Annotated in this window: 22 protein-coding genes; 9 read left to right on the top strand and 13 right to left on the bottom strand. The window is 71.3% G+C overall.

What is annotated here, in order from left to right:
• The first annotated feature begins 2 nt into the window (after window positions 1-2).
• Complete coding sequence (locus ABD140_RS21640; protein WP_344242733.1) at window positions 3-761, top strand: SDR family oxidoreductase; 759 nt, start codon at window positions 3-5, stop codon at window positions 759-761.
• An 83-nt stretch (window positions 762-844) separates the two neighbouring features.
• Here ABD140_RS21640 and ABD140_RS21645 read toward each other — a convergent pair whose 3' ends face one another.
• Genes ABD140_RS21645 through ABD140_RS21665 form a run of 5 tightly spaced genes read right to left on the bottom strand, consistent with a single transcriptional unit; the run spans window position 845 to window position 6,348 of the window.
• The gene (locus ABD140_RS21645; RefSeq protein WP_344242734.1) at window positions 845-1,228 is read right to left on the bottom strand and encodes a hypothetical protein; all 384 of its coding nucleotides are present in this window, start codon (window positions 1,226-1,228) and stop codon (window positions 845-847) included.
• 1 nt (window position 1,229) lies between these two features.
• Window positions 1,230-1,943 (bottom strand): ABC transporter ATP-binding protein, encoded by a 714-nt coding sequence (locus ABD140_RS21650; protein ID WP_344242735.1) that lies wholly within the window; start codon window positions 1,941-1,943, stop codon window positions 1,230-1,232.
• Window positions 1,940-2,671 carry an ABC transporter ATP-binding protein gene (locus tag ABD140_RS21655; protein ID WP_344242736.1) on the bottom strand — a complete coding sequence of 244 codons (732 nt, stop codon included), beginning with the start codon at window positions 2,669-2,671 and terminating at the stop codon, window positions 1,940-1,942. The genes ABD140_RS21650 and ABD140_RS21655 overlap by 4 nt, the downstream gene beginning before the upstream one ends.
• Window positions 2,658-4,907, bottom strand: coding sequence for a branched-chain amino acid ABC transporter permease (locus ABD140_RS21660; protein ID WP_344242737.1), 2,250 nt, complete (start codon window positions 4,905-4,907; stop codon window positions 2,658-2,660). Before ABD140_RS21660 ends, ABD140_RS21655 begins: the two co-directional genes overlap by 14 nt.
• A 58-nt stretch (window positions 4,908-4,965) precedes the next feature.
• On the bottom strand, window positions 4,966-6,348 hold the full coding sequence (locus tag ABD140_RS21665) for an ABC transporter substrate-binding protein (protein ID WP_344242738.1): 1,383 nt from the start codon (window positions 6,346-6,348) through the stop codon (window positions 4,966-4,968).
• Window positions 6,349-6,684: 336 nt separating this feature from the next.
• Between ABD140_RS21665 and ABD140_RS21670 the strand changes: the two genes are divergently transcribed.
• The 3 genes from ABD140_RS21670 (at window position 6,685) to ABD140_RS21680 (ending at window position 9,814) form a co-directional block, all read left to right on the top strand.
• Window positions 6,685-7,554, top strand: coding sequence for an alpha/beta fold hydrolase (locus ABD140_RS21670; protein ID WP_344242739.1), 870 nt, complete (start codon window positions 6,685-6,687; stop codon window positions 7,552-7,554).
• 103 nt (window positions 7,555-7,657) lie between these two features.
• Window positions 7,658-8,842, top strand: coding sequence for an acyl-CoA dehydrogenase family protein (locus ABD140_RS21675; RefSeq protein WP_344242740.1), 1,185 nt, complete (start codon window positions 7,658-7,660; stop codon window positions 8,840-8,842).
• A gap of 51 nt (window positions 8,843-8,893) precedes the next feature.
• On the top strand, window positions 8,894-9,814 hold the full coding sequence (locus ABD140_RS21680; RefSeq protein ID WP_344242741.1) for a VOC family protein: 921 nt from the start codon (window positions 8,894-8,896) through the stop codon (window positions 9,812-9,814).
• Between the two features lie 82 nt (window positions 9,815-9,896).
• On the opposite strand, the gene ABD140_RS21685 is transcribed toward ABD140_RS21680, so the two are convergent.
• The 4 genes from ABD140_RS21685 to ABD140_RS21700 all read right to left on the bottom strand — a co-directional run bounded on the left by ABD140_RS21685 (window position 9,897) and on the right by ABD140_RS21700 (window position 15,421).
• A complete protein-coding gene (locus tag ABD140_RS21685) occupies window positions 9,897-11,567 on the bottom strand; it encodes an FAD-binding protein (protein ID WP_344242742.1) in 1,671 nt (556 codons plus the stop codon).
• Window positions 11,568-11,646: 79 nt separating this feature from the next.
• A complete protein-coding gene (locus ABD140_RS21690) occupies window positions 11,647-12,501 on the bottom strand; it encodes an IclR family transcriptional regulator (RefSeq protein ID WP_344242743.1) in 855 nt (284 codons plus the stop codon).
• 127 nt (window positions 12,502-12,628) lie between these two features.
• A complete protein-coding gene (locus tag ABD140_RS21695) occupies window positions 12,629-13,888 on the bottom strand; it encodes a glycoside hydrolase family 1 protein (RefSeq protein ID WP_344242744.1) in 1,260 nt (419 codons plus the stop codon).
• A gap of 72 nt (window positions 13,889-13,960) precedes the next feature.
• The gene (locus ABD140_RS21700; protein ID WP_344242745.1) at window positions 13,961-15,421 is read right to left on the bottom strand and encodes an MFS transporter; all 1,461 of its coding nucleotides are present in this window, start codon (window positions 15,419-15,421) and stop codon (window positions 13,961-13,963) included.
• A 251-nt stretch (window positions 15,422-15,672) separates the two neighbouring features.
• Here ABD140_RS21700 and ABD140_RS21705 point away from each other — a divergent pair, with 251 nt between their 5' ends.
• Window positions 15,673-17,169, top strand: coding sequence for an FAD-dependent oxidoreductase (locus ABD140_RS21705; protein ID WP_344242746.1), 1,497 nt, complete (start codon window positions 15,673-15,675; stop codon window positions 17,167-17,169).
• A gap of 52 nt (window positions 17,170-17,221) precedes the next feature.
• Here the strand turns inward: ABD140_RS21705 and ABD140_RS21710 are convergent, their stop codons facing one another.
• A complete protein-coding gene (locus ABD140_RS21710; RefSeq protein ID WP_344242747.1) occupies window positions 17,222-17,848 on the bottom strand; it encodes a TetR/AcrR family transcriptional regulator in 627 nt (208 codons plus the stop codon).
• 140 nt (window positions 17,849-17,988) lie between these two features.
• Between ABD140_RS21710 and ABD140_RS21715 the strand changes: the two genes are divergently transcribed.
• Window positions 17,989-18,495, top strand: a complete 507-nt coding sequence (locus ABD140_RS21715) for a nuclear transport factor 2 family protein (RefSeq protein WP_344242748.1) — start codon at window positions 17,989-17,991, stop codon at window positions 18,493-18,495.
• 120 nt (window positions 18,496-18,615) lie between these two features.
• Here ABD140_RS21715 and ABD140_RS21720 read toward each other — a convergent pair whose 3' ends face one another.
• From ABD140_RS21720 to ABD140_RS21730, 3 genes are all read right to left on the bottom strand, one after another.
• Window positions 18,616-19,437: an SGNH/GDSL hydrolase family protein gene (locus ABD140_RS21720; protein ID WP_344242749.1), complete on the bottom strand. Its 822-nt coding sequence runs from the start codon at window positions 19,435-19,437 to the stop codon at window positions 18,616-18,618.
• A gap of 73 nt (window positions 19,438-19,510) precedes the next feature.
• On the bottom strand, window positions 19,511-22,387 hold the full coding sequence (locus ABD140_RS21725) for a glycosyl hydrolase (protein ID WP_344242750.1): 2,877 nt from the start codon (window positions 22,385-22,387) through the stop codon (window positions 19,511-19,513).
• A gap of 182 nt (window positions 22,388-22,569) precedes the next feature.
• Window positions 22,570-23,040 carry a MarR family winged helix-turn-helix transcriptional regulator gene (locus tag ABD140_RS21730; RefSeq protein ID WP_344242751.1) on the bottom strand — a complete coding sequence of 157 codons (471 nt, stop codon included), beginning with the start codon at window positions 23,038-23,040 and terminating at the stop codon, window positions 22,570-22,572.
• Between the two features lie 296 nt (window positions 23,041-23,336).
• Here ABD140_RS21730 and ABD140_RS21735 point away from each other — a divergent pair, with 296 nt between their 5' ends.
• The 3 genes from ABD140_RS21735 to ABD140_RS21745 are packed head-to-tail and all read left to right on the top strand — an operon-like array spanning window position 23,337 to window position 26,399.
• On the top strand, window positions 23,337-24,233 hold the full coding sequence (locus ABD140_RS21735; protein ID WP_344242752.1) for an SMP-30/gluconolactonase/LRE family protein: 897 nt from the start codon (window positions 23,337-23,339) through the stop codon (window positions 24,231-24,233).
• Window positions 24,234-24,277: 44 nt separating this feature from the next.
• Complete coding sequence (locus ABD140_RS21740; protein ID WP_344242753.1) at window positions 24,278-25,159, top strand: SDR family NAD(P)-dependent oxidoreductase; 882 nt, start codon at window positions 24,278-24,280, stop codon at window positions 25,157-25,159.
• A 31-nt stretch (window positions 25,160-25,190) separates the two neighbouring features.
• Entirely contained in the window at window positions 25,191-26,399 is a 1,209-nt protein-coding gene (locus tag ABD140_RS21745) for a cytochrome P450 (RefSeq protein WP_344242754.1), read from the top strand.
• Window positions 26,400-26,492 lie beyond the last annotated feature (93 nt).

Consider the following 26,492-nt stretch of genomic DNA (forward strand, 5'->3'; position numbering starts at 1 on the left):
GCATGAGCGGACGACTCGCGGGCCGGGTGGCCCTGATCAGCGGAGCGGCCTCGGGCATGGGCGCCGCGCACGCGCGCGCCTTCGTCGCCGAGGGCGCCCAGGTCGTGCTGGGCGACATCACCGACGAGCCCGGCCTCAAGCTGGCCGCGGAACTGGGAGACGCGGCGGCCTACGTCCATCTGGACGTCACCGTCGCTGAAGAGTGGGACGCCGCCGTGAAGACGGCCGTGGAGCGCTTCGGCAAGCTGAACGTGCTGGTGAACAACGCCGGCATCCTCGACGGCGGCCCCCTGGGCGCCTACACCGAGCAGCAGTGGCGGCGCATCCTGGACATCAACCTGACGGGCGCGTTCCTCGGCCTGACCGCGGCCCGCGACGCCCTGGCGGAGTCCCGCCCGTCCTCGGTGATCAACGTCTCCTCGGCGGCGGGCATGGAGGGCGTGGCCGGGATGCACGGCTACACCGCCTCCAAGTGGGGCCTGCGCGGCCTCACCAAGTCCGCCGCGCTGGAGCTGGCCGAGCACGGCGTACGGGTGAACTCCCTGCACCCGGGCGCCGTCATGACCCCGATGATCGCCGGAGAGGCGGCCGAGGCAGGGGTGACCGAGATCGACCGGAACCAGAACTCGCTGAAGCGCCTGGCCGCGCCGGAGGAGATCTCCAACCTGATGGTCTTCCTCGCCAGCGAGGAGTCCAGCTTCTGCACGGGCTCGGAGTTCATCGCCGACGGCGGCCTCACCGCCGGCTCCATTCACATGTAGCGTCCGCCGCGGGCCGAAGCCCCCGCCGGGTCCCGGACCCGGCGGGGGCTTCGCCGTCGTGGAGGAGGCGAGGAGCCACGGGCTCACGGTGTGGCGTCGGCGGTCTCGTCGGTCTTGGTGAGGGAGAGCAGTGCCGCGGCGAGCTGGTCGGTGCGCTCCTTGCTGTCGACGAGCTGGCGGAGCAGCCACAGGCGGAGGACCTGGGCGAGGGCCGCGGCCAGGTAGAAGCCGACGCCGACGATCGCGACGACGCCGAAGGCGATCGCGAGGACCTGGCTCGACGCGATGTCGCGCAGGTCGCTCTGCGAGAGCGAGGCGCTGTAGGCGACGAACGCGCCGACGATGCCGGCGATCATCATCAGGACGCCGATGACGCGGACCGGCCGGTCGGTCTTGGCCGATCCGGTCTTGAGTCCGTGCGCCGCGGCGGAGTCGTGGAACTCGGCGCGGCGGGTGTCGGTGAGCATGTCAGCCTCCCAGGTAGGCGGTGGAGAGTTCTTCTTCGATTTCGGCCGGTGAACCGGTGCGGACGGCGTGTCCGTTCACCATCAGGACGGCCAGGTCCGCCAGCGGCAGGACGATGCGGGCGAACTGCTCGGCGAGGAGGATCGAGACGCCTTCGGCGGCCAGGCCCGCGACGACCTCGTACATCTCGGAGACCACCATGGGGGCGAGCCCCATCGAGAGCTCGTCCAGCAGGAGCACGGCGGGGTTCGTCCCCAGGGCGCGGGAGAGCGCCAGCATCTGCTGCTCGCCGCCCGACATCGAGCCGGCGAGCTGGTCGCGGCGCTCCTTCAGGCGCGGGAACCGCGCGTACGCCACCTCCTCCATGTCCTCGAGGGAGGCGCGCTCTCCGGCCGAGACCCAGAGGTTCTCCCGGACCGTCAGGTTGGCGAACACCCCCCGGCCCTCCGGGATCGAGCACACGCCGAGACCGGCGGCCTCCACGGCCGTGATGCCGGTGACGTCGCGCCCCGAGAAGCGCAGATGCCCCGCGGTGGGGCGGACGAGCCCGCTGACGATCTTCATCGTCGTCGTCTTCCCGGCGCCGTTCGGCCCGAGGAGGGCGACCACCGACCCGGCGGGCACGGTGAGGTCGATGCCGTGGAGGACCTCGATGTCGCCGTACGCCGCGTGGACGCCGCGCAGCTCGACGACCGGCGGTGCTTCCGGGGTCGTCATGCGACGGCCTCCGTTCCGATGTAGGCGGCGATGACCTCGGGGGAGCGCTGCACCTCGGCGGCGGTCCCGGAGGCGATGAGCGTCCCGTGGTCGAGGACGTGGATCGTGGAGCAGAGCGACATCACCAGCGGGAGGTCGTGCTCGACCAGGCAGACGGCGATGCCGTCGGCGGCCAGCTCGCGCAGCAGGTCGGCGAACCGCTCGCTCTCCTGCTCGGTCTGCCCCGATGCGGGCTCATCGAGCAGGAGGAGCTTCGGCCGCGTCATCAGTGCGCGGGCCACCTCGACGACCCGCGCGCGGCCCGTCGGGATCTCGGCGACGTTCTCGCCGGCGATGTCCGCGAGGCCGGCGAGTTCGAGGATCCGGTCGGTCTCGGCCTCGACGTCGATCCGGGTCCGCGTGTTCGCGCGGACGATGTCCCCGGCGACCCGGATGTTGTCGCGGACGCTCAGCGACAGGAACAGCTCCAGGCGCTGGAACGTGCGCGCCATCCCCAGCCGCGCGCGGCGGCCGGGCCCGAGGCCGGTGATGTCCCTGCCGTCGAGGACGACACGTCCGGACGCGACGGACTGCATGCCCGTGACGCAGTTGAACATGGTCGTCTTGCCCGCGCCGTTGGGGCCGATGAGCCCCGTCACCTGACCGGGCTCGATGGTGAGGCTGACGTCCCGCAGCGCGATGTTCCCGCCGAACCGGACGCTCACGCCCGTGGTCTCAAGCACCGGCATGGGACACTCCTTTCTCGTCTCGCAGGACGTTGACGCCGAGCTGCTCGTCCAGCCGGCGCGCGAGGCCGGGCGGGTAGTCCGCGTCGACCCCGATCAGCTCGGGTGGCACGGTTCGCGCGGAGGCGCCCGGGACCTTCTCCGGCCGCAGCGCCGCCCCGATCGACGGCAGGCTCAGCCACAGCACGAGGCTGAGGAGGAGGAACGTCCCCGTCCCCAGGACGTCGAACCAGGCCAGCGCGTAGAGCGCGCCCTGGACCGCGGCGGCGCCGTACCGGATCTCGGGCGCCTTCGCCAGCCGCCGATGGGCCGCGAAGACGTCGTGGAGGATGCCGCTGGGGTTCTGCGCGATGCCGATCCCGGCGAGCCCGGCGCCCACCAGGATGATGTGGGAGACGAGCCCGAGGGCTCCTTCGAACTGCGGGTGCGCGGTCGCGGTGTCGCTCAGCAGCGTCACGATCGCCGTCAGCCCGGCGCCGGCGATCAGCCCGCCGAACAGGGCTCCGCTGACGTACCCGATGCCGCCGATGACGGCGAGCATCACCAGCGACAGGCTCAGCGTGAAGACGAAGTGCTCCTTGGTGACCGACCGGAGGGCCATCGACATCAGGATGCCGCCGAGTCCGGCGATCGCGGTCGAGAGCGCGAAGACGGTCAGCTTGAGCCGGAGCAGCCGCTGGCCGAGCATCGCCGAGGCCGCGGGGCTGTCCTTCATCGCGGCGAGGCGGCGGCCGTAGCCGCTGTTGCGCAGCGCCACCAGCCCGACGCCGAGCACCGCGAACAGCACTGCGGTGACCATGAGGAAGACGTCGTCGTCGGCGAGGTCGACCGGCCCGATCGCCAGCCGCGGGAACAGCAGGTTGCCGTTCGGGAAGATCGCGAACGTCTTCCCGAAGAGGGTGTGCTCCTGGATGTCGCGCAGGATCATCGAGGAGACGAACACGCCGAAGGCCAGCGTCGCGAGCGCCAGGTACAGCCCGCGCAGGCGCAGCGCCGGGATCGCGACGACCGCCCCGGTCACCGCTGCCGCGACGACTCCGGCGACCAGGCCGCCGACGCTCATCCTGGCGTCGAGGCCCTCGCCCTGGATCCCCGCGTGGAAGGCCACGAGGGTGGCGATGGCGGAGAAGGCCAGCGGCGCCAGGTTCAGCTCTCCCGCGTACCCGGTGAGCAGGGTCTGGGAGAGCGCGATGACGGCGAAGGCGATGCCGAGCTGCAGGACGCCCACCGACGAGGGGTCGATGATCTGGCGGAAGGCCAGGACGGCGAGGACGAACACGCCGCCCCACACGACCGCCCGGCGGACCGTCGGCACCTCGTACCGCTCCCGTGAACGGGTCGCGGTGCCCCGCAGCCGCTCGTGCCTGAGCAGGATCAGGATCGCGAACAGGACGATCATGGCCAGCGACTGGCGCAGGTTGCCGACCCAGGTCCACTCGGACGGCGCGTAGGCCACGAGGTAGCTGTTCATGAGCCCGAGCACGATCGCGCCGAGGAAGGTGAGCGGGATGCTCTTGAGCCTTCCGAAGAGCGCCGCGGCGAACGCGTCGACGACCAGGAGGGTGAGCGCGTTCGCCTCCAGGGGGCCGCCGATGACCGGGGTGATGAGGACGCCCGCCAGGACCGCGAGGGTGGAGCCGAGCATCCACGCCCGGGCCGAGACCCGGTCGGGGTCGTGCCCGGTCAGGCTCAGGAGGTCCGGGTCGTCGACGGTGGCCCGCATGAGCACGCCGAGCCGCGACCTGTTGAACAGCACGCGCAGCCCGACGGCCAGGGCCACCGCGATGACGAGGCAGAGCACCTCGTGGTAGCGCAGCACGACCCCGAGGACGGTGACCGTCCGGTCGACGCCGAAGAGCATCCCGGGGACCCGGGCCTCCTGCGGATCCCACAGCCACTGCGCCAGCGCGACGAGGCCGAGCATGATCGCGACCGTCACCACGATCCGCGTGATCTGCTCGGTGTCGCGCAGCCCGCGCATGATGAGGGCGTGCTGGATCCAACCCATCGCGGGGCCGAGGACGCCCAGGACGACGACGAGGGCGACTCCCGCGGGAAGGTCCCACGCCACGTCGAGCTGGTAGTAGGTGAACGCGCCGATCATCGCCTGCGCGCCGTGGGCGAAGTTGAAGATCCCCGAGGTGTTGTAGGTCAGGACCAGGCCGGAGGCGGCGATGGCGTAGACCGCGCCGAGCACCAGGCCCAGGGCGGTGTAGGTGAGGAAGGTGGTCACAGGCACATCCCGATCGTTCGCGGCCCCGGTCCGTCGTGGACCGGGGCCGACCGCCGGCAGCGGATCAGTTCTTGAGGAACGCCGTCGACAACCGGTCGCCGTTCAGCTTCACGCCCGAGAGCTTGGGGTCGAGCTCGACGACCTTGCTCTTGTCGCAGGCGAACTCGCCCTGCGTCTCGGGGGAGACCTGCTTCCAGGTGCCTCCGTCGAGCCGGACGACCAGCGCGCAGCTGCTCGGCAGGTTGCCGCCCGGGTCGGTCGGGGCGTGGAGGCCGCCGCCCGTCCACTCGTGGACCTCTGACAGCGCCTTGGTCACGCAGTCGCGGGTGAGGCCGTCGCCGCAGCCCTTCGCCGCGGTCGCCCAGAGCAGGAACGCCGAAGCCGCGGACATGCCCAGCGTCGCCGGCTTGCCGCCGTCGGCGCGCACGAGGTCGAGGTACTGCTTGACCGCGGGGACCTTCTCGGCGTTCTCGAACGGCTGGAAGTACAGGGCGGTGATCAGCCCGTCGGCCGCGCCGGACTTGCTGTTCCACTGCGAGGCGACCTCGCTGTACCACTGGGACTCGACGACCTTCGGGGGCTTGGCGCCGACCCGGCCGAGCGCTTCGAACAGGCCCATCTGGCTGGGGATGGGGCCGTTGCTCGTCCAGAGGGCGGAGGCGCCGCAGTCCTTGAACTTCTGGGCGAACGGCACGTAGTTCGCCTCGCCGTTCTGGCTCATGCTGATGCCGCAGTCCTTGACCTTGACGCCGAGCTGCCCGAGGACCGTGGCGACCTTCGCGCTCGCCGCCTGGACCGGCGGGGAGTCCGAGAGCACCATCGTCGGGCTCTCCTTGAACTCGGGGACGAGCTCGAGCGCCTGGGCGAGGCCCGAGGCGTTGTAGCGGTCGACCGGGAACGGAACCGGCTCGAACTTGTCAGGCCCCATGTTGGCGTTCGGCCCGACGGTGTAGGACGGCACCGTCGGCAGGTCGCAGCCGACTCGGATGGGCTCGGAGGCCTCGTCGTAGGCGAAGCCCTGCCCGACCAGCATGAAGTCGGACGCGCAGGCCTTCTGCACCACCGAGGCGGCGTTGGTCAGCGCGGCGTCGTAACGCGTTCCGGTGATCTTGCGGCCGAGGATGCCGCCCTGCTCGTTGCACCACTTGATCATCGCGTCGATCGCGTCGCCGTTCTCCTCCCCCAGGCCGGGAGCGGCGGTGAAACCGCGGTCGTCGCCGTATCCGATCTTGATCTCGGTGTCGGTGACGCCCTGGCCGGTGGCGCCCTTGGCGGAACCGGGCCCGCACGGCGACGGCAGGTCGCCGAACGCCGAGGTGGAAGCGGAGGGCTTGTCGCCGTCCGTGCCGGTGACGGCGTCCCCCGATCTGCTGGAGCCGCATCCGGCGGCGGTCAGAGCGAGGGCGAGAACCGCTCCTCCGACCTTCGTGATCCTGTTCAGCCTCATGGCGAGGTGCTCTCCTTCGGTCCGCGTGATCCGCGTTACATGCAGAGAGAGACTGTTTGTGACCGCCGACACATGTATATGGCGCCTCCCGTTCAACGGGAGGCGCCTCGACCTGCGATCTTGTCCGTCGCCATCGCCTTCGGCAGGTCCGCATATGTCACAGCGTGTACAGCAGCGTTCCACATCGAGAAACGGGCACGGCCCCGGCGGGCGGCCGCTCGCCGACCAGGAGACTCTGTGACTCAGGTCTCCCAGTGAGCGGGAGAGGGGGAGGTCAGAGCCCTGACGGCGCACCTAGGTTCCGGATAAGCCACCCCTAGGAAGCCGAGGAGCCCCATGACAAGGGAGCCGACCTACGCGTCGACACTGCGCGAGCTCGCCACCGACCAGGGCGTGCTGCGCTACCACGAGGCCGGCGAGGGGCCGCCTTTGCTGTTCCTGCACGGCTCGGGGCCGGGGGTCACCGGCTGGCGCAACTTCCGCGGCAACCTCGCCCGGTTCGCCGAGCACTTCCGGTGCCTGATCCTGGAGTTCCCCGGATTCGGGGTGAGCGACCCGACGGACCAGCACCCGATGCTCGCGGCGCCCGGCGCCGTCGTCCGGTTCCTCGACGGGCTCGGGCTGACCCAGGTCGACGTGGTCGGCAACTCGATGGGCGGCATCGTCGGCGCCCAGGTGGCGCTGGCCCACCCCGACCGGGTGCGCCGCCTGGTCACCGTCGGAGGCCTGGGGCGCAGCGTCTTCAGCCCCGCTCCCGGCGAGGGCATCAAGCTGCTGATGGAGTTCACCGACGATCCCAGCCGCGAGAAGCTGGTCCGCTGGCTGAACGCGATGGTCTACGACCCCGCCCTGGTCACCGAGGAGCTGATCGAGGAGCGCTGGGCGCAGGCCACCGACCCCGAGACCCTGGCCGCAGCCCGCCGCATGTACGGCAGCGCCGCGATGACGGCGGCGATGAAGGCCGCCGAGGCGGCCGACACCCCGCCCTACTGGGCGATGCTGCACAGGCTCAGGGCCAGGACCCTGATCACCTGGGGCCGCGACGACAGGGTCAGCCCCGTCGACATGGCGCTGCTGCCCATGCGCACCATCCGCGACGTCGAGGTGCACGTCTTCCCCGACTGCGGCCACTGGGTGATGATCGAGCAGAAGGACGCCTGGGAGAGCGCCGTGCTCGCCTTCCTGACCCGCAAGGACACGGCCTGACGGCGGCCGCGCCCGCGGGGGACCGCCCCCGCCCCTCATCCGCCTGGTGCGGAACCACCCCGACACCGGCCGCGCGGCCGGAGAGACCCACGGAGACACGAGGATGACCGAACGCGTCCTGGACAGGATCATGGAGCGGGCCGAGGAGATCACCGCCCTCGGCCCGGTGAACGAGCGGCTGGGCCGGCTGGACGACGAGGCCGCCAAGGTGCTGCGCGACTCCGGCATGATCCGGATGCTGCAGCCGAAGGCGCACGGCGGCCTGGAGACCCACCCCCGGGAGTTCGCCGAGGCGGTGATGGCGATCGCGGCGAAGGACGGCTCCACCGGCTGGGTCGCCGGGATCGTCGGCGTGCACCCCTGGGAGATGGCGCTGGCCGACCCGAAGGTGCAGGAGGAGATCTGGGGCGAGGACCAGGACACCTGGATCGCCTCCCCCTACGCCCCGATGGGCGTGGCCCGCCCCGTCGACGGCGGCTACGTCTTCAACGGCCGCTGGCAGTTCTCGTCCGGCACCGACCACTGCGACTGGATCTTCCTGGGCGGCATGCTCGGCGACAGGGACGGCAACGTCGCCCAGCCGCCCACCGGCCTGCACCTGATCCTGCCGCGCTCCGACTACGAGATCGTCGAGGGCTCCTGGGAGGTCGCCGGGCTGAAGGGCACCGGCAGCAAGGACATCATCGTCAAGGACGCCTTCGTCCCCGATTACCGGGCCATCGAGTTCGGCAAGGTCATCGACGGGTCCGCGGTCGCCGCGTCGGGGCACACCAACCCGCTCTACCACCTGCCGTTCTCCTGCGCGTTCCCACTGGGCATCACCTCCGCGGTGATCGGCATGGCCGAGGGAGCGCTGGCCCTGGGCCTGGCCTACCAGCGCGAGCGGACGCAGATCACCGGCACGAAGGTCAAGGACGACCCGTACATGCTCACCGCGATCAGCGAGGCCGCCGAGGAGATCGCCACCTCCCGCAGCCGGTTCCTGGACAACGCGTGCCAGATGTACGACAAGGTCGCCGCCGGGAAGCAGATCACCTTCGGCGAGCGCGCCGCCGGCCGACGCGTCCAGGTCCGGGCGGCCTGGCGGGCCGCGCACGCGACGACCGAGATCGTCATGCGCTCGGGCGGCAACGCCCTGCGCCTGGACAACCCGATCCAGCGGGTCTGGCGCGACGTGCACATGGGCCTGGCCCACGCCATCCACGTGCCCGGCCCGGTCTACCACGTCTCCGCGCTGACCGACCTGGACATCGAGCCGCCGCTGGGACCGCTCCGCGCGATGATCTGACCCCGCCGGGCGGGAGAGATCCCCGAGGACGAAGAAGAAAGAGAAGAAGCGATGACGCACATCAAGGGACTCGGCTACCTGCGGGTCCAGGCGAGCGACCTCGCGCGCTGGCGCGAGCTGGCGCTGGAGGGCCTCGGCTTCGCCGAGGGCTCGGGCCCGGATCCCGACGGCCTCTACCTGCGCATGGACGAGCGCAGGTACCGGCTGGCGGTGCTGCCCGGGGATGCCGACCGGGTGCTGGCCGTCGGCTGGGAGGTCCGCGACCAGTACGCGCTGGCCGCCGTCCGCGAGGCCGTCGAGAAGGCCGGCGTCGAGGTCGCCGCGCTCTCCCCTGCGGAGGCCACCGCCCTGGACGTCGAGCAGGCCATCGCCTTCAAGGACCCGTCGGGCACCCCCGTGGAGGTGTTCTTCGGTCCGGTCCTGGACCACGGCCCGCTGCGGACGGGCCTCGCCCAGAAGTTCGTCACCGGCGAGCAGGGCATGGGCCACGTGGTCATCCCCGCCCTGCGGCAGGAGGAGACCCTCGCCTTCTACGCCGAGGTCCTCGGCTTCCTGCCGCGCGGCGCCATGAAGGTGGCCGAGGTCGCCCCGGGCCACCACGTGCGGGTCCGCTTCATGGGCGTCAACCGGCGCCACCACAGCCTGGCCGTCTGCCCCGCCCCGTTCACGGGCGATCCCGGCCTGGTGCACCTGATGGTGGAAGTCGACACCCTGGACGCGGTGGGCCGCGCCCTGGACAACGTGAACAAGCAGGGCTTCTCGCTCTCCTCCACGCTGGGCCGCCACACCAACGACAAGATGGTCTCCTTCTACGTCCGGGCCCCCGGCGGCTGGGACATCGAGTACGGCTGCGAGGGCATGCTCGTCGACGAGGCGCACTACACCGCCGAGGAGATCACCGCCGACAGCTACTGGGGCCACGACTGGTCCGGCTCCGAGCCGCTGGCCGCGTTCACCCCGCCGGAGGCATGACCTCCTGCTGACGACTCGGCCCCGGCCTGGGGGTCTCCCGTTGACCGGGAGGCCTCAAGACCGGGGCCGAGTCGTCGGGGGTTCAGTCCCCGGAGGGGTGCGCCGCGGCGTGCCGCATGGCGGTGTAGGCGAACGCCATCGCGGGGCCGATGGTGGCGCCCGCGCCGGCGTACTCGTTGCCCATCACCGAGGCCGAGGCGTTGCCGGTCGTGTAGAGCCCCTCGATCGCGCCGCCGTCGGGGCGCAGGACCCGACCGTGCTCGTCGCTGAGGAGGCCGCCCTTGGTGCCGAGGTCGCCCGCCTCGATCCGGATCGCGTAGTACGGTCCGCCGTCGATCTCGTCGAGGTTGGGGTTGGGCAGCGTGGGGTCGCCGTAGTAGTGGTCGTACCTGCTGTCCCCGCGGCCGAAGTCCTCGTCGCGGCCGTTGCGCGCGAAGACGTTGAACCGGTCGACAGTCGCCTGAAGGGCGTCGGCCGGGACCTTGATCCGCTCGGCGAGCTCGGAGAGGGTGTCGGCCCTGGTGACCAGACCGGAGGTGTAGTAGTCCTTCGGGAAGGGCTGACCGGGCATGATGCCCGCGAACTGGTACCGGGCGCGGGCCTTGGCGTCGAGGATCTCGTAGGCGGGCACGTGGCCGCCCTCGAGCTGGGCGTGGACGAAGTTGACGTAGGGTGCCGCCTCGTTGGTGAAGCGCTCGCCCTTCTGGTCCACGATGACCATGCGGGGGATGCACCGCTCGGTCACCAGGGGGAAGACGCTCCCGTCGGGCCGCTTGATGGACGGCATCCACCAGGCGTCGTCCATGAGGTCCAGGGCGGCTCCGGCCTTCTCGCCGATCCGGATGCCGTCGCCGACGTTGGCGGCGGCGCCTGCGCTGTGGTCGTCCCGGCCCAGCTCGGGCAGGTACCGCTCGCGCATCTCCGGGTCGTGGTCGAAGCCGCCGGTGGCGAGCATGACACCGCGCCGCGCCCGGACCCTGACCGGTCGGCCGTCGCGTTCGACGACCGCGCCGACGACCCGGCCGTCCTCGACGACCAGCTCGGTGATGGGGGCCTTCAGCCACAGCGGGATGCCCAGGTCCTTCATCGTCAGGCGCAGCCGGACGGCGAGCGAGGCGCCCAGCGTCTTCATGTGGCGGCGGCGGAACAGGTTGCTGACCACGCGCCAGGCCGCGACGCGGATCATCCACTTGCCCGACCAGGTGCGCCGGACGAGCATGAGCTTGCGCCCCTCCGAGCCGGTGAACCACAGGCCCATCGGCGAGGGGAGGCTGGCGGGGAGGAGGTGCTTCTCGTCCTCGCCCAGGAGCTTGGCGTCGATCGGGCCGGGCTCGATCGTGCGGCCGCGCGGGCGGCCGCCCGGCAGCTCGGGGTGGTAGTCGGAGTAGTCGGGGCACCAGGTGAAGTCCATGTGGCGGCTCACCCGGTACAGCATCTCCAGCGCCTTGGGCCCCTCCTCGACGTAGGCGTCCAGCCGGGCGGGGGAGACCCGGTCGCCCACGACCTCCTGGAGGTAGCGGCGGACGTCCGCGGGGTCGTCGCCGCGGCCTATGGCCTTGAGGGTGGGGTTGTTGGGCATCCAGATGCCGCCCCCGGACAGCGCGGTGGAGCCGCCGAAGAACGCGGCCTTCTCCACCAGCAGCGCCGAGAGGCCGGCGTCGTGGGCGGCGATGGCGCCGGTCATGCCGCCTGCGCCGCTGCCGGCGACGAGAACGTCGACCTCGTGGTCCCAGGCGGGAGGGCTGGACGTCATGAGTGCTCCTGTAGTGCTGATGTGCGGTTGGCGGCGGGCGCGGCGGCGTCTCACGGACGGCTGCCGCGCCCGCCGGAGGTCAGAACCAGTCGGTCAGGCGGGGCCAGGTGGCCCAGGCGTCCAGTGCTCCGGCGGGCCAATCGCCCGGTGCGGGGGCGTCGGCGACGCGCGGGGCGGGTTTGGGGGCGCCCAGCCCGACCGCGCGCCAGATGCGCAGCGCCCCCTGCTGGACGGCGGGCGCCAGCCGGGCGAAGTCGAGTTGGCGGACGGGTCCGCACACCGACAGCGCCGCGACCGCCTTGCCCGGCCCGCGCACGGCGGCGGCGACGCACCCGACGCCCCGCATCGCCTCCTCGCGGTCGAACGCCACGCCTCGCTCCCGGATCCGCCGCAGCTCGCGGACGAACTGGGCGGGATCGGTGATCGTGAAACGCGTGCGCGCCCGCAGCCCGCCGTCGAGCACCTCCTGCACGGCCTCCGCGTCGGCGTAGGCGAGGATCGCCTTGCCCACTCCGGTGCAGTACGCGGGTGCGCGCCCGCCGATCCGGGACGGCAGGTCCATGTTCGGCGGGTTGCCGATCTTCTCCAGGTAGACGATCTCCATGCCGTCGAGGACCGCGAGGTGGACGATCTGCTTGCTGGAGGCGTGCAGCTGGCGCATCACGGGCAGCGCCGCGTCGTGCAGGGTGTCCTGCTGGAGGGCCAGCGACCCCAGCTCCAGCATGCGGATGCCCAGCCGGTAGTCGTTGCCCTCGCGGGAGAGCCAGCGGACCGCGACGAGCTGGTCCAGAATGCGGTGCACTGAGGAGCGCGGCAGCCCGGTGCGCTGGACGACCTGGGCCAGGGAGAGCCGGGCGACCCCGTCGAAGGCGTCGAGGACGCGCACGACCCGCTCGATCATCGACACCGGAGCGCCGTCTGAGCCGGCAGCCATACGGTTCCGTCCTCTTGAAGGGGTGTGACTTGGGAGACATGTGACCAGACGGAGCACGGCGATGACCGGAGAGCTTCCCGCTCTGCGGGAGGGATTTTCTCCTCCTCTCCGGCCTCGCCGGGGTGGCTCAGAAGGACGCGCCGTTACTCCGCGCGACGGCCCCGAGCCAGCCGAGACTCGGTTTGGGGGTGCGCTCGAAGGTGACGCGGTCGACAGCGACGAGGCCGAACGTCATGGCATACCCCGAATGCCATTCGAAGTTGTCCAGCAGGCTCCAGTGCAGATAGCCGAGGACGTCCACGCCCTCCTTGAGGCACTCCTCCAAGCCGCGGAGGGCCTCGGCCGTGTACGCGACGCGCTGCGCGTCGTCGGCCGTGGCCATGCCGTTCTCGGTGACGAGCACCGGCACCCGCGCCACCCTGGCGGCCAGGCGGACCGAGTTGCCCAGGGCCTGCGGGTACACCTCCCATCCGGTCTGGAACCTGGGGGCGTCCTCGGGGAGCGGCACCCGGCCCTCGGGGCCGAGGACCTCGCGGGTGTAGGTCTGCACGCCCACGAAGTCGTCCTCCCTCGACACGAGCAGGAAGTTCTCCAGGGACTTCTCGCGCACCAGGCCGGCGATCTCCTCTCCGCCTGGAATCGTGTGGAAGTCCGGTATCGCGAGGGTCCAGCCGACCTTCGCCGAAGGGTCGACCCGCTTCACGGCGTCCCGGCCCCGGCGGTGCGCCTCCATGAGATGGGCGATCCCCTCCGCGGAGGGGACGGGGTTGCCGAGCAGCGCGATGCGCTCGTCGCCGCCGATCCGGGCGGCGAAAGCCCGGACGGCCTCGGGGTCGGGCCGCTCCACCACCCCCAGCTCCTCGAGGGAGGCCATGGGGATGGTGCCGCCCATGGAGAGCATCGCGCCGAGGTTGGGTTCGTTGAGCGTGCAGTACCACGGGACGGCACCCGCCATGTGGGTGGCGACGGCCTCGCAGTAGCGCGCGAACCTGCCGGGGGCCTCGGGGCTGTTCCAGGCGCCGTCCCGGGCGAGCCACGCGGGCACGGTGAAGTGGTTGAGCGTCACCACCGGGGTCACTCCCGCGTCGTGGCAGGCCTGGACCACGCGCAGGTAGTGGTCGAGCTCGGCACGGGAGAACATGCCGGGCTCGGGCTCGATCCGTGACCATTCCACGCTGAACCGGTAGGTGTTCAGACCGGCCTGCGCCAGCAGCGCGATGTCCTCGGTGAAGCGGTGGTAGCCGTCGCAGGCGTCTCCGGAGGGCTCGGTGAACGGTGAGCGGGGCACGTGCTCCATCGCCCAGTGGTCGCTGAGCGTGTTGCCGCCCTCGATCTGGTGTCCTGCGGTCGCGGCGCCCCAGAGGAAGCCTTCGGGGAAGTTCGTCATGAGCGTCCTTTCGTAGGGTTCACGTGGAAAAGGCCGGGCGGTCGGTGCCGCCCGGCTCGGTGGAAGGACCGATCAGACGACCGCCTGACCGGTCTCTGCCTCGTCGAGGCGCTTCACCCGGGGGATCAGCGCGATGGAGAGCAGTCCCGCCAGGAAGAAGCCGGCCGCCAGCAGGAAGGCGTGGGTGTAGCCGGCGTCGAGGTAGAACCGGGTGCCCTGCATGACCGTGCCGTTCTGCGCGAGGACCACGAAGATCAGCTGGGTGACCAGGGACAGGAGGACGCCCTGGAGCATCCCCTGCATGCCGTTCGCGCGGGCCTGCTCCTCGGGGGAGACGACCTCGATGACCAGGACGGGGACGAGGGCGGCGATCAGACCGATGCCGATCGCGCTGAGCAGGCCGACGATCATCAGCTGCGTCACGGTGTGGTGGAACCAGGAGAGGAGGGCGTGCCCGGCGGCGGAGCTCAGCGCTCCGGCGGCCAGCAGGATCCGGGTGTCGAAGCGCCGGGCGAGGGCGCCTGCCGCCACGGACACCACGACGATCAGAACGCTCGCGGGGGCGCCGATCAGAGCGAGCTTGGTGGCGGTGAAGCCCAGCCCGTCGGAGACGGTGGGGATCTTCGGCATCAGGCCGAGCAGCTGGTTGACCGTCCCGGCGGAGAAGGCGGTCCCGGCGAGGATCGCCGTGGTCAGGAACACCGTCCACACGGGGCGGCGCGTCAGCATCGACAGCTCGTACAGCGGGTGGGAGACCTTGCTCTCGACGATGACGAAGAGGACGAGCGCCAGGAGGCCGCCGCCGATGAAGGCGAAGGTCCGGCCGCTGGACCAGCCCCATTCCGTACCCTTGCCGATCCCGTAGAGGGCGGTGGTGAGGCCGCCTCCCAGCAGCAGGCCGCCGAGCCAGTCGACGGGCGTGCGCTCACCGCGGACGGGGCTCTCGGGCACGAAGACCAGGAGAAGGACCAGGCTCAGGGCGGTGGCCGCGACCAGGAACCACAGCACTCCGCGGAACCCGTGGCCGTCCAGCAGCCAGCCGGACAGGAACGGGCCGCCGAGCGCCACCAGGCCGATCCCGCCGCCGATGAACCCGCTGGCGGGCCCGACGAGGCGGGAGGGGAACACGTCGCGGGCGATGGCGTAGACGAGCGCCACGATCGGGGCGTAGAAGCCGGCCACCGCGCGGCCGACGAGGAGTGTCGAGTAGTCGGTGGCCAGCGCGGCGATCAGGTCTCCGGCGAGGCCGAGCACGGTGAGGGCCACCATGACGCGCTTCTTGCCGTACAGGTCGGCGGCCTTCAGGACGAAGGGGGTGATGAAGCTGCCGACCAGCGCTGTGACCAGGCTGAACCAGGCTATCTGCGTGGTCTGGAAGTGCACGGCTATCTCGGCCTGGGCGTTGCCCGCCAGCAGGCCGATGACCGACATGAGCTGGGCCGACCACAGCAGCGAGATCAGCATCAGGACCAGGCGCACGCCGAAGCCCGAGCCGCCCGCCCCGTGGCGGGGGGAGGCCGCGGTAGAGGTCATGGGGTCTCCTCGAGAGGGGGTCTGTGACCGGGGACACTAATCCTTAAAACCGAGTAAAGCTAGGCTTTTGGAAACGGCTTCTCGTGGAGTGCCGGAATCATCACCCTCGGTCGCATCGCCGAGTGGAACCTCCCGCTCAGCGGGAAGGTGGGCTTCCTGGGGGGCCGGTCTCCTCCCTACGCTGACCACCCCTGACGCTCGGGGGCGAGGCAGGGGCGGACGGGGAGAACGGCCATCGAGGAGAGGCGCCCATGACGAACGACCACGCCGAGACACCGCCATCCGGACTCCGGATTCCCGCCGAACCGGTGCCGCTCTCGGAGGTGGCGCGGTTCGACCACGAGACCGACGTCCTGGTCGTGGGGTTCGGATGCGCCGGCGCGGCCGCCGCCCGCGAGGCCGCGGCCGCCGGGGCGGACGTGCTGGTGCTGGAGCGGTTCTCCGGGCCGGGCGGATCCACCGCCCAGTCCGGCGGGGAGGTCTACCTGGGCGGCGGCACCCGGGTGCAGAAGGCGTGCGGCTTCGACGACACGCCCGAGGACATGTACGCCTACCTGCACGCCGCGCTCGGCCCCCACGTCGACGAGGAGAAGCTGCGGCTCTACTGCGAGGGCGGCGTCGAGCACTTCGAGTGGTTCCGCGCCTGCGGGGTGCCCTTCCAGGAGTCGTTGTACGGCGAGCCGGGCTGGATGGCACCGACGAAGGACGGACTGATGTGGCTGGGCGAGAACGCCTGGCCGTACGACACCCTCGCCCGCCCCGTCCCGCGGGGCCACCGCCCGCCGGTGGAAGGCTTCGCGGGCGGTCTCCTCATGGAGAGGCTGGCCGCCGCGGCGACCGCGGCCGGAGCACGGGCCCACACCGACACCCGGGCGTCCGCGCTCGTGGTCGACGCCTCAGGGCGCGTGGCGGGCGTGGTGGCCAGGCGGTTCGGCGAGGAGGTGCACTACCGGGCGCGCAAGGGCGTCGTCCTCACCACCGGCGGCTTCGTCGACGACGAGGAGATGGTCTCCCATCACGCGCCCCTGCTGTCGGGGCACGGCAAGGTCAGCGACGGCGGTGACGACGGCAGCGGGATCCGGATGGCATGCGCGCTCGGCGCCGCCACCCGGCGCATGGCGTCCGTGGAAGCGGCGCTGATCGTGATGCCGGAGGCGGCCTGCCGGGGCATGCTGGTCAACGCGCTCGGGCAGCGCTTCATCAACGAGGACGTCTACCCCGGCCTGTTCAGCCACGCCGCGCTGCACCAGCCCGCACCCTGGTGGGTGATCCTCGACGAGGAGGGCTTCGCTGCCTACTCCGCGCGGAACCCGACGGCCATGCCGCCGGACCACGTCGCCGAGACCCTGGCCGAGCTGGAGGAGGAGTTGGGCATTCCCGCGGGTGCGCTGGAGACGACCGTCACGACGTACAACCGGCACGCCGCTCTCGGAGAGGACGCCCTCTTCCACAAGAACCCCAAGTGGCTGCGCGAGCTGAAGGCCCCCTTCGCCGCCATCGACCCGCGCGTCCTGGCGAGGCTGGCGGAGAATCGCCGCGAGGCCACCGGGATCTCCGGCTTCACCCTCGGCGGCCTGCACACCACGGTGGACGGCGAGGTGCTGCACGTGACAGGCCGCCCGATCCCGGGCCTGTACGCGGCGGGACGCGCCTCCGCCGGCATCCACGGCGACGGCTACGTCAGCGGCACGTCGATCGGCGACGGCACGTTCTTCGGCCGCCGGGCCGGACGCGCCGCCGCCGGCTAGCCGCGCGGGGAACGGCGGGAAGACCCGCGGGCGCTCGGAGAGGGCGCTCCGGTCACCGCCCGGGCTCTGATTCCCGGTCGGGAGCGGCCTGGCAGAGGAGGTTGAAGGTCTCGACGATCGCCGCCATGTCGACGGACGGGTCCATCAGCCACTGGATCTGCAGACCGTCGGAGATGGCGAGCAGGAGGCGGGCCATGTGCTCCGCGTTCGCGTCGGCGCGGATCTCGCCGTTCTCCTGGCCGCTCTCCAGACCCTTCCGGATCGTCAGGACCAGGTCCCGGTACCGGTCGGTGAAGAAGCCGTGAGCGTGGTGCGCGGGCTCGGTGGCCGCCGCGGACAGCGCCACGAACAGCTTCACCAGGCCGGGTTGCTCCATGTTGTGCCTGACGGTGCGCACCACGGCCTCGCCCGGGCTGCGGACCTCGGCCTCCTCCTTCACCGTCCGGCTCTCGGTGTCCAGCACGTCGCGCCGTTCGATCACGGCGAGCAGCAGCTCCTCCCTGGACCCGAAGTAGTGCAGGAGCCCGGGCAGGGAGAGCCCCACGCGATCGGCGATCTCCTGCAGGGAGGAACCGCGGTCGCCGTGCCGGGAGAAGACCTCCAGGGCCGCGTCGAGGATCTGCTCCCGTCGCTGGATCCCCTTGCGGTAGGGGCCACGGGGCTTGCGCTGGGTGGTCACCCCCGCAACCTACTCCAGGGACGCGATGACCTGGAAACAGAGGCCGATCAGCCGGTGTCCGCACCCCCCGCGGGCGTCGCCTCCCGATCAGCGGGAGCGCCTCTCGTCGCGGCCGGAGACGTGTAGGGAAGCTCACACTCATGAGTCGGACATGGACCAACGAAGAGTTGGAAGACGCGTTCCACCTGCACGCCGGTACGGTCACGGCCGCGGCCGAGTCGGGAGACTGGGAGCCGTTCGTGCAACTGTTCCTGCCGGACGCCACCTACGTCGACCCGATGGTGGGCGAGATGAAGGGCCACGAGCAGATCCGGCCCTGGGTCATGAGCACGCTGAGCCCTTTCCCCGGCTCCGCCATGCACTACCCGGAGGCCTGGCACCTGGTGGACGTGGAGCGCGGCAGGGTCGTCTGCGAGCTGCGCAACGTCATGCGCGACCCGGGCGACGGCAGTTCCTTCGAGGAGAACAACATCACCATCCTGGACTACGCGGGCGACGGCCGGTTCCGGTGCGAGCGGGACGTCTACGACCCGGCCGCGATGATCAAGATGATCGAGTCCTGGGGCCGCCGCTCCTTCGAGCTCGGCACCCTCGACGAGGACGAGCTGGCCTGGTTCGGCGCGGCCTATCCCCACATTCTGAAGTGACCTGCCCCGCGTCCGGAGCGTGAGCGCATCCGCCGGCGACGACATCGCCGGACGCGGGGTCCCATCATCCTGGGATGCCGTCACCTCGGGAAGCGCGGCCCGTCCCGGTCGGGACGGGCGTCATGCGCCGAGGGCGTCCTCGATGAGGTTCGCGACGGCGGCCATGCCGTTGGCGTTGGGATGGGCGGGGCTGGTGGCGGAGCCCAGGGACGGCTCGGTCCAGCGGACGGCGGCGCTCTTGCAGGCGTCGTGTCCGGTGCTCGCCTGGAAGGGGTCGACGCCGACGGCGCCGTTGGCCTCGGCCCGGGACTTGATCATCTGGTTGAGGCTCCGCTGCTTGGCGGCCAGCCAGGGGACGTCGCCGGGGGCGAAGGGCAGGGCGGGCCAGCACCCGCCCGAGTCGGGAACGATGCGCAGGTAGCCGGTCACGACGATCTCCGCCTGCGGGGCGCGGGCGCGGATCGCCCGGATCGCGGAGTCGATCTTGGGCGCGGTGGCGGCGATCTTCGCCTCCATCTGGTCGGTGCCGCCGGCCGTGTAGCGCTTCTGGCAGGGGTTGCTCCACCACTCGCCGAAGGTGAGGAGGGCGCAGGAGGTGAAGATGTCGACGAAGCCGACGTCGTTGCCGCCGATGGTGAGGGTGACCAGGTCGGTGTCGGCGGTCACGGCGTCCAGCTGGGGCGGCACCCCCTCCTTCTGTGAGGTGGTGAGCGCCGCCGTGGTCGCTCCGCCGCAGGTGGCGTCGGTGAACTCGGCGGGCTCGAGCGCCTCGGCCAGGACGTGGGCGTAGTTGTGGTCCGAGCGCTCGCACCCGGGGACGACCTGGGTCGGGATGCCGGGGCCGGAGGCGTAGGAGTCGCCCAGGGCGACGTACTTCTGGAACGCGGTGTCGGCCTCGGCGGGAGCCTGGAGGGCCGCGGTGAGGGCGAGCGCCGCGAACACGGGCACAAGGGTTTTCGCACTTCTGGGGGTGTGCATGGGGGGTTTCTCCTTGAGGTGGGGGGTGTTTCCGTGATCAGTCCCGGATGGGCGCTTCCCGGTAGGGCAGGAGGCGGACGGGGCCGATCAGGCCGTAGCGCTGGCGGGGCTGCTGCGCCTGGAGGAGGAGGTCCGGGGTCACCCGGAGCCGGTTCCGCAGCGTGGTCGCCACGCGGATCGTGATGGTGTTCGTTCCGGGTTCGAGGTGGCCGGCGAGGTCGACGCGCCGGGTCACCTGGTCGGACGGGGGCAGCGCGCGTCCGTTGACGCTGATCTGGAAGGTGTCGGTGACCTCGCCGAGTTCGAGGTACGCGCCGTCCAGGTCGCCGAGCGTCACCGTCGTGCTGTAAGTGCCGATTCCCGAGGTGTCGGCCAGTTCAGGGATGTCCGACCACGGCTTCAGTGAAGGCAGGTCGAGCTCGTGCCGTACGGTCTCGCGCCGTCCGTCCGCTCCTCGCCGCCAGTCGTCGACGGTGAGCTTCCAGGAGTCGAGCCGCTGTTCGGGCGCGACCTCGGGAAGGGCGACTTGAGCCGTCGTCCCGTCGTTCAGGCGAGCCGTGTAGGTGCCGCCGGTGGTCGCGCGGAGGCGCAGACCGTCGTTCGCGACGACCTCGCCGCCGTCCACGGAGGTTACGTGGCGGCCTTCGCCGCCGCCGAGCGCGATGACGGTCGAAGCGCCCGGTGTGAGGGAGACCGGCACCACGGTCCGTGACTTCTCGGTCCGGTACCGTCCGAGCGGCGAGATCTCCCCGGTCCACGCGTCCAGGGAGAAGGGCCTGCCCTCGCCTTCGAGCGACGCCTCGGCGGAGACCGTCGCGGAAGTCGGGTTGTACAGGTAGTAGAGGTCCCCGCCCTTCACCGCGCGCCGCACGGTCAGCAGGCCGGGCGCCGAGGACTCCGCGGAGGCCCGCACCCCCAGGGCCGTGAGAGCGGAGCCCAGCTCGCCCGGGCCGGAGACCCGGCGGACCGACGGTTGCGCGAGCAGGCGCTGGACGAGCCGTCCGAGCTCCGCGTCCTGGTCGGCCGCGCGGTGGGCTCCTGGAGTGCGCGCCGGGGGGTCGCCGACGACGACGATGGGCAGCCCCTGCCGCGCGTGGGCCAGGAGGGTGCGGGCGGTGTCCACCCCGAGGGTCGGCTGCCGGTCCAGGACCAGTGCCCGGTAGGCGGGTCCGTCCGGAGCCAGGCGGCGTCCGCGCACGGACGTGCCGGCGAGCCGGTCGGGCCCGGTGAAGTCGAAGGTGAATCCGGGCACGCCTTCGGGTTCGCGGACGTCCGAGCCGTGGCTCTGCCGGTAGACGGCCAGGTCCACCGAGGGGCGGCCCTGCCGGAGGACGTACTGCATCCGCGCCGTCCAGGCGGTGATCTCGTCGGTGTCGTCCCAGGTCGGCTGGCGCGGGCCCCATGCCTCGGAGAAGCCGTTGCCGCCCTGCATGGTGAAGGGGGAGAAGCCCGGCCAGGGGATGCCCAGGGCGTTCTCGGTGGGCACGCCGTGGAAGACGATCTGGTTGACGTCGTGCGCGAAGGCCGTGTTGAAGTGCCGGAGCATCTGCGGCCAGGTTTGGGCGTAGGCGCTGTTGAAGACGGCGCAGCACTCCAGCGAGTAGACGTCCTTGCCGGACAGGTGCACCGCCCCGTCTGCGACCCACCGGAACGGTTCGTCCACGTGCCCGTCGTAGACGCCGAGGGACTCGGTCTCGGGCACGTCGATGGCGGCGTCGACGCGCGGCGTGTCGATGGTGGTGCCGTAGGGCTGGGCGCGGAACCGGAGGCCCAGCGAGTGCGCCCATTTCTTCAGCGGCTCGACGTGCCGGTCGACGTACAGGTCGGTGAGGGTTCGGTAGTAGTCGTCGCGGACACGGCCTCCGCTGCCGTCGGTGAACGCGAAGTCCGGGGTGTCCGTCGGCTTCGCGGAGGTGTACTGGCGGTGGATCTTGTCGATGAACAGGACCGGCAGGTTCTCGCGCAGGGAGTATCCGCGCAGGTCCCGGAAGCGGTCGGGCAGGTCCGCGGTCCAGTGCTGGGCCGAGTCCAGTTCCAGGGAGTCCTCGAACAGGTCGCCGCCCGTGCTCTTGAGGAGGTCGCGCAGCCTCGGCGACAGGACGTGCGCGTCCAGGTAGCCGGTGGCGGCCCGGGCGCCCGCGTCGCTGAAGTGGTCCACCACGTAGGCGGGCCGCCCCGAGACGGACTGCCCGGAGACCGGCGCCTGGCCGGTGCCGCGCCGCCAGTGGCCGAGCAGCAGCCACTGCCCTCCGGTCGGCGCGGTCCAGGAGACCCGGCCGTCGCGGACCTTCGCGGTGAGGTCGACCAGGGACTCCTTGTCCAGCTTCACGGGCTTGGCCGTGGTGCAGCCGTCAGGGCATCTGACCGCTTGGACGGCGACGAGCGTCTGCTCGGTCACCCCCTCCTTGGGCGCCGGGGCCGCGGGTACGGGGCCGTCGTAAGCGCTCCCGCCCTCGACGACCGCTCTGCCGTAGGCGAGTTCCTGCGCGGCCTGCGGACTGTCGGGCGTGAGGCCGGGGACGACCAGGGGCCAGGACGGACCGACGGTGAGGTCGACGTCGAGGCCGTGCTTGCGGCCTGCGGCGGCCGCCTTCTCCAGCCGGTCGGTGAACTCGGGACCGCCCCAGCCGTACTTCGCGGGGTCGGTGGTGAACATGCACTGGATCTCCACGGAGCCGAAGCCCCGATCCGCGATCTGCTTCATCTCCGTGTCGATCGAAGCGGGGTCGACCTGGCCGCACGGCCACCAGTAGCGGGTCTTCGGCCTGGCGTCGGAGGGCGGTGCGGCGAACAGGCGGGCGAACGTGGAACCGAAGGGGCCGGGGGCGGCCGAGGCGGCTGAGGGCACCGAGAGCAGGGAAGCGGTGACGGCCAGCGCTGCGAGGCCGCCCCACCTCCCGGGGGCGGGGAACATGGGGCTCCTGGGGGAGTCGAGTGCGGGGGGACGCGGCCGGGGCGGCCGCGGCGTGCTCGGCAGGAGTATTAAAACGTTTTAATATCTGCGTACAAGCTGGACGATAAATACGAAACGGAATGCTCGTCAAGCAAAAGCAGAGATGTACTCGGTTTTTGGGCCCCCCAGGGAAGGGGCGCCTCTCACGCCGGGAACGAGGAGCGGAGGGAGTGGGCGAAGCGGCCGAGCAGGCCGCCCAGGCGGGCGACGTCGTCTTCGGGCCAGTCCTTCAGCAGCTCGCCGAGCATTTCCACGCTCGTCCTGTCGATCAGATCGGCGGCGCGGCGGCCCTCGCCGGTCAGGACGATGGAGACGGCCCGCAGGTCGTCCGGTTCGGCCACGCGCTCGACGAGGCCGGCGCGCGTCATCCGCGCCAGCACCTTGCTGACGTTGGAGGCGCCGGTGCGCGTCGCCCGGGCCAGACGGGAGGGGCGGGCCGCCCCTCCCGTGCGCCGCAGTTCGAGGAGCAGGGTCATCGAAGCGGCGTCGGCGTCGATCCCCGCGCGCTCCAGGATGCGGTCGGCCATGCCCACGGCCGTCCATCTGCCGATGATCAGGCTGAAGGCCTCGAGCACCTGGCCGAGGCTCTGATCCTGGTCATTTTCCGAAGTCATCCGCGTCGGGTTCTTCCCTTGGGCCGTTCTGCGTGCTTATGCTGTCGCACTGACATTGTTTCCCATGGACAGTATCCATGACCGGGCGCCGGGGACGCGCCTCGGAAACGAGATGTCGCGCACGGGCTGCCGCCCCGTGGACCTCGCGTCCGCGCCGGGCCGCCGCCCGCAGGTCACCCTCCGCCCGGTGCGCTCGCCTTCACGGCGTCCGCCGGTTCCCGCCCGCCTTTCCTCTGACGGATCACGCTCAGGGAAGCGGTCGGGCACTGACCAAACAAGCATTTGATGAGGAGCCCATGGAGACGTTCACCGCCGAGCGCCTGGCGCAGGGATTCAGCTGGACCGAGTGCCCCCGCTGGCACGCCGGCCGCTTCTACTTCTCCGACATGTACAACCGCCGGATCGTCTCTTTGAGCGAGACCGGCGAGGCCGAGACCATCGTCGACCTCAACGACCGGGAGGGCCTGGACGGAGCCGACGTCATCACGGTCGGCACGGGGTACCTCCCGGACGGTCGTCTGCTGGTGAGCTCGATGTTCGAGAAGGTCGTGCTGGCCGTCGAGAACGGCAAGGCCGAGGTCTACGCGGACCTGCGGGACCTGGCGGCCGGTCCGATCAACGACATGGTCGTCACCGCCTCGGGACGCGCCTACGTCACGCAGTTGGGCTTCGACCTGTGGAAGGGCGAGGCGCCCGCGCCGTCCCCGATCATCATCGTCGAGCCGGGCGGCGAGGCCCGCATCGCGGCGGGGACCGAGCACCTCATGGGCGCCAACGGCATCGCGGTGAGCGAGGACGGCTCCACCCTGGTCACCGCGGAGGCGTTCGCCGACAAGGTCTCGGCCTTCGACATCGGCGCGGACGGCGGGCTGGCGAACTACCGGCTCTTCGCGCAGCTCGACGAGCTGCCCGACGGGCTCTGCCTGGACGCCGAGGGCGCCGCCTGGGTCGCCTTCCCGATCAGCGGCAGGGTGACCCGGTTCGCCGACGGCGGGGAGGTCCTCGCCCAGGTGAGCGTCCCCCAGGCCGAGGCGGGCTCCACCACCGCGTGCGGGCTGGGCGGAGAGGACCGGCGGACCCTGTACGTGGCCTGCGGGTTCGAGGTCCAGGACCACGAGAAGTCCAGGCAGGGCGGCCAGGGGTCGATCTGGCGGGCCCGCGTGAGCGTCTCCGGCGGCGAGACGCGGCCCTGACCTCAGCTCCGACACCCCACTTCGCAACTCAACGAGGAGCCCTCATGCTCGACTTCACCGGCCGCGTCGTCATCGTGACCGGCGCGGGCCGCGGCATCGGCCGCGCCTACGCCCTCCTGCTCGGCGCTCGCGGCGCCTCGGTCGTCGTCAACGACCTCGGCGGCGACACCGACGGCCGCAACCCCTCGGACGGACCGGCCTCCGCCGTCGCCGCCGAGATCGAGGCGGCCGGCGGGACCGCCGCCGCCAACGCCGGATCCATCGCCGACCCCAAGGACGTCGAAGCCCTCGTCGCCCAGGCCATTGAGCGCTTCGGCCGGATCGACGCGGTCATCAACAACGCCGGGAACTACCGCCTCGGCAGGTTCGAGGACCTGGAGCCCGAGGTCTACCAGTCCTTCCTCGACGTGCACTACCACGGCAGCCTGCTGCTGACCCGGGCCGCCTGGCCGCACCTGATCGCCTCCGGCAGCGGGCGCGTCGTCAACACCGTGTCGGCCGCGCTGACCGGCCAGCCGGACATGGTGCACTACGGGTCGGCCAAGGGCGCCGTCTACGGGCTGACCCGCGCCCTGGCGGTCGCCGGCGCCGCGCACGGCATCAAGGTCAACGCCGTCGCCCCCGGAGCCGGCACCCGGATGATGGACATCGCGGCCCCCGCCCTGCCGCCCGGCACCGCCGAGTACATGCAGGAGCAGATGCCGCCGGAGAAGGTCGCCCCGGTCGGCGCCTACCTGGCCCACGCCGACTGCGCGATCACCGGCGAGGTCCTCAACGCGGCGGGCGGCTACGTCTCGCGCATGGTCATGGTCGGCACCCCCGGCATCCACGACCCGGAGCTGTCCCCCGAGACCGTCGCCGCGCGCATCGACGAGATCACCGACACCGCGAACGCCCAGGTCGCCGAGCTCGCCTTCCCGTCCTGACCGGAACCTTCCAGAAAGCACCAGGAGAATCATGAAAGCCGAATATCCTTTCGGGCCGGTCAGCGCGGCGGAAGCGCAGGAGATCATGCGCGCCATCCGGAACGACCGGCCGATGACCAAGGTGGCCTTCCCGGTCGGCGGCGAGGCCTGGCTGGTCCACCGGCACGACGCCTGCAAGGAGCTGCTGGAGAACCGCACCTTCGTCCGCAAGCCCTTCGCGGACGGCCGGCCCGTGCCCTACGGGTTCGAGTTCCCCGCGTTCCTCACCAAGACGCTCCAGTTCATGGACCCGCCGGACCACACCCGGATGCGCAGGCTGGTCGCCAAGGCCTTCACCCAGCGCCGGGTGGAGAAGCTGCGCGAGTCCACCACGGGGATCGCCAACGAGCTCATCGACCGGATGACCGCGGACGGCGCCAAGAGCGCCAACCTCGTCGACGCCTACATGCTGCCGCTGCCCATCCGCGTCCTCGGCGACCTCATCGGTGTGCCCGAGGAGGGCCGCGCCAACTTCGTGGAGTGGAGCCACGCCCTGCTGGCGACCTCCGGCCTGGACGAGGCCAAGGTCATGGAGCACACCACGGCGCTCTACATCTACCTGTCGGAGCTCATGGCCGCCCGGCGCGCCGAGCCGCAGGACGACCTGCTGAGCGCCCTTGCGGCGGCCAAGGAGGCAGACGACCAGCTGACCGACGGCGAGATCCTCGAGATCGCGATGCTCCTGGTGGTGGGCGGCTTCGACAACACCGCCAACTTCATCGGTCAGGGCACCCTGTCGCTGCTGCTCAACCCCGGGCAGCGGGCCGTGCTCACCGAGGACGTCGACGGCAGGATCGGGGCCGCGGTCGACGAGATCCTGCGGCACAGCTCCATGGAGATGGGACGGCCGATCACCGCCCGGCCCGGCCTGGTGCCATTCGTGGCGAGCGAGGACACCGAGATAGCGGGTCAGCCCATCAAGCAGGGCGAGGCCGTCATGGTGGACCTCGACTCGGCCAACCACGACGACGGCGCCTTCGAGGGGCCCGAGGAGTTCGACCTGCGCCGCCTCCACAACCAGCACCTGACCTTCAGCCACGGGCTGCACCGGTGCCTGGGCGCCTCCCTGGCGCAGATGGAGCTGCAGGTCGGGATCGGCACCCTGTTCAAGCGGCTGCCGGGCCTCACCCTGGCGAACGACCCCGTCTACCTGCAGGGCGTGCTCACCGGGGGGATGCTGGACTTCCCGGTCAGCTGGTGACCGGCTGATCCCGGAACCGGCCGTACGCGGCGAGGGCCGTCCGCTCGATCGAGCGGACGGCCCTCGTCATCTTTCTTCCGGCGGTTTCCGGCG

The organism is Actinocorallia libanotica, assembly GCF_039525175.1.
Lineage (GTDB): Bacteria > Actinomycetota > Actinomycetes > Streptosporangiales > Streptosporangiaceae > Actinocorallia > Actinocorallia libanotica.

Bases quoted from the DNA above. Each gene is read 5' to 3' on its own strand.
- ABD140_RS21730 (WP_344242751.1), bottom strand. From the start codon at position 23,040: ATGACTTCGGAAAATGACCAGGATCAGAGCCTCGGCCAGGTGCTCGAG.
- ABD140_RS21675 (WP_344242740.1), top strand. From the start codon at position 7,658: ATGACCGAACGCGTCCTGGACAGGATCATGGAGCGGGCCGAGGAGATC.
- ABD140_RS21685 (WP_344242742.1), bottom strand. From the start codon at position 11,567: ATGACGTCCAGCCCTCCCGCCTGGGACCACGAGGTCGACGTTCTCGTC.
- ABD140_RS21715 (WP_344242748.1), top strand. From the start codon at position 17,989: ATGAGTCGGACATGGACCAACGAAGAGTTGGAAGACGCGTTCCACCTG.
- ABD140_RS21665 (WP_344242738.1), bottom strand. From the start codon at position 6,348: ATGAGGCTGAACAGGATCACGAAGGTCGGAGGAGCGGTTCTCGCCCTC.
- ABD140_RS21745 (WP_344242754.1), top strand. From the start codon at position 25,191: ATGAAAGCCGAATATCCTTTCGGGCCGGTCAGCGCGGCGGAAGCGCAG.
- ABD140_RS21725 (WP_344242750.1), bottom strand. From the start codon at position 22,387: ATGTTCCCCGCCCCCGGGAGGTGGGGCGGCCTCGCAGCGCTGGCCGTC.
- ABD140_RS21655 (WP_344242736.1), bottom strand. From the start codon at position 2,671: ATGCCGGTGCTTGAGACCACGGGCGTGAGCGTCCGGTTCGGCGGGAAC.
- ABD140_RS21695 (WP_344242744.1), bottom strand. From the start codon at position 13,888: ATGACGAACTTCCCCGAAGGCTTCCTCTGGGGCGCCGCGACCGCAGGA.
- ABD140_RS21740 (WP_344242753.1), top strand. From the start codon at position 24,278: ATGCTCGACTTCACCGGCCGCGTCGTCATCGTGACCGGCGCGGGCCGC.
- ABD140_RS21640 (WP_344242733.1), top strand. From the start codon at position 3: ATGAGCGGACGACTCGCGGGCCGGGTGGCCCTGATCAGCGGAGCGGCC.
- ABD140_RS21680 (WP_344242741.1), top strand. From the start codon at position 8,894: ATGACGCACATCAAGGGACTCGGCTACCTGCGGGTCCAGGCGAGCGAC.
- ABD140_RS21645 (WP_344242734.1), bottom strand. From the start codon at position 1,228: ATGCTCACCGACACCCGCCGCGCCGAGTTCCACGACTCCGCCGCGGCG.
- ABD140_RS21690 (WP_344242743.1), bottom strand. From the start codon at position 12,501: ATGGCTGCCGGCTCAGACGGCGCTCCGGTGTCGATGATCGAGCGGGTC.
- ABD140_RS21705 (WP_344242746.1), top strand. From the start codon at position 15,673: ATGACGAACGACCACGCCGAGACACCGCCATCCGGACTCCGGATTCCC.
- ABD140_RS21670 (WP_344242739.1), top strand. From the start codon at position 6,685: ATGACAAGGGAGCCGACCTACGCGTCGACACTGCGCGAGCTCGCCACC.
- ABD140_RS21700 (WP_344242745.1), bottom strand. From the start codon at position 15,421: ATGACCTCTACCGCGGCCTCCCCCCGCCACGGGGCGGGCGGCTCGGGC.
- ABD140_RS21650 (WP_344242735.1), bottom strand. From the start codon at position 1,943: ATGACGACCCCGGAAGCACCGCCGGTCGTCGAGCTGCGCGGCGTCCAC.
- ABD140_RS21735 (WP_344242752.1), top strand. From the start codon at position 23,337: ATGGAGACGTTCACCGCCGAGCGCCTGGCGCAGGGATTCAGCTGGACC.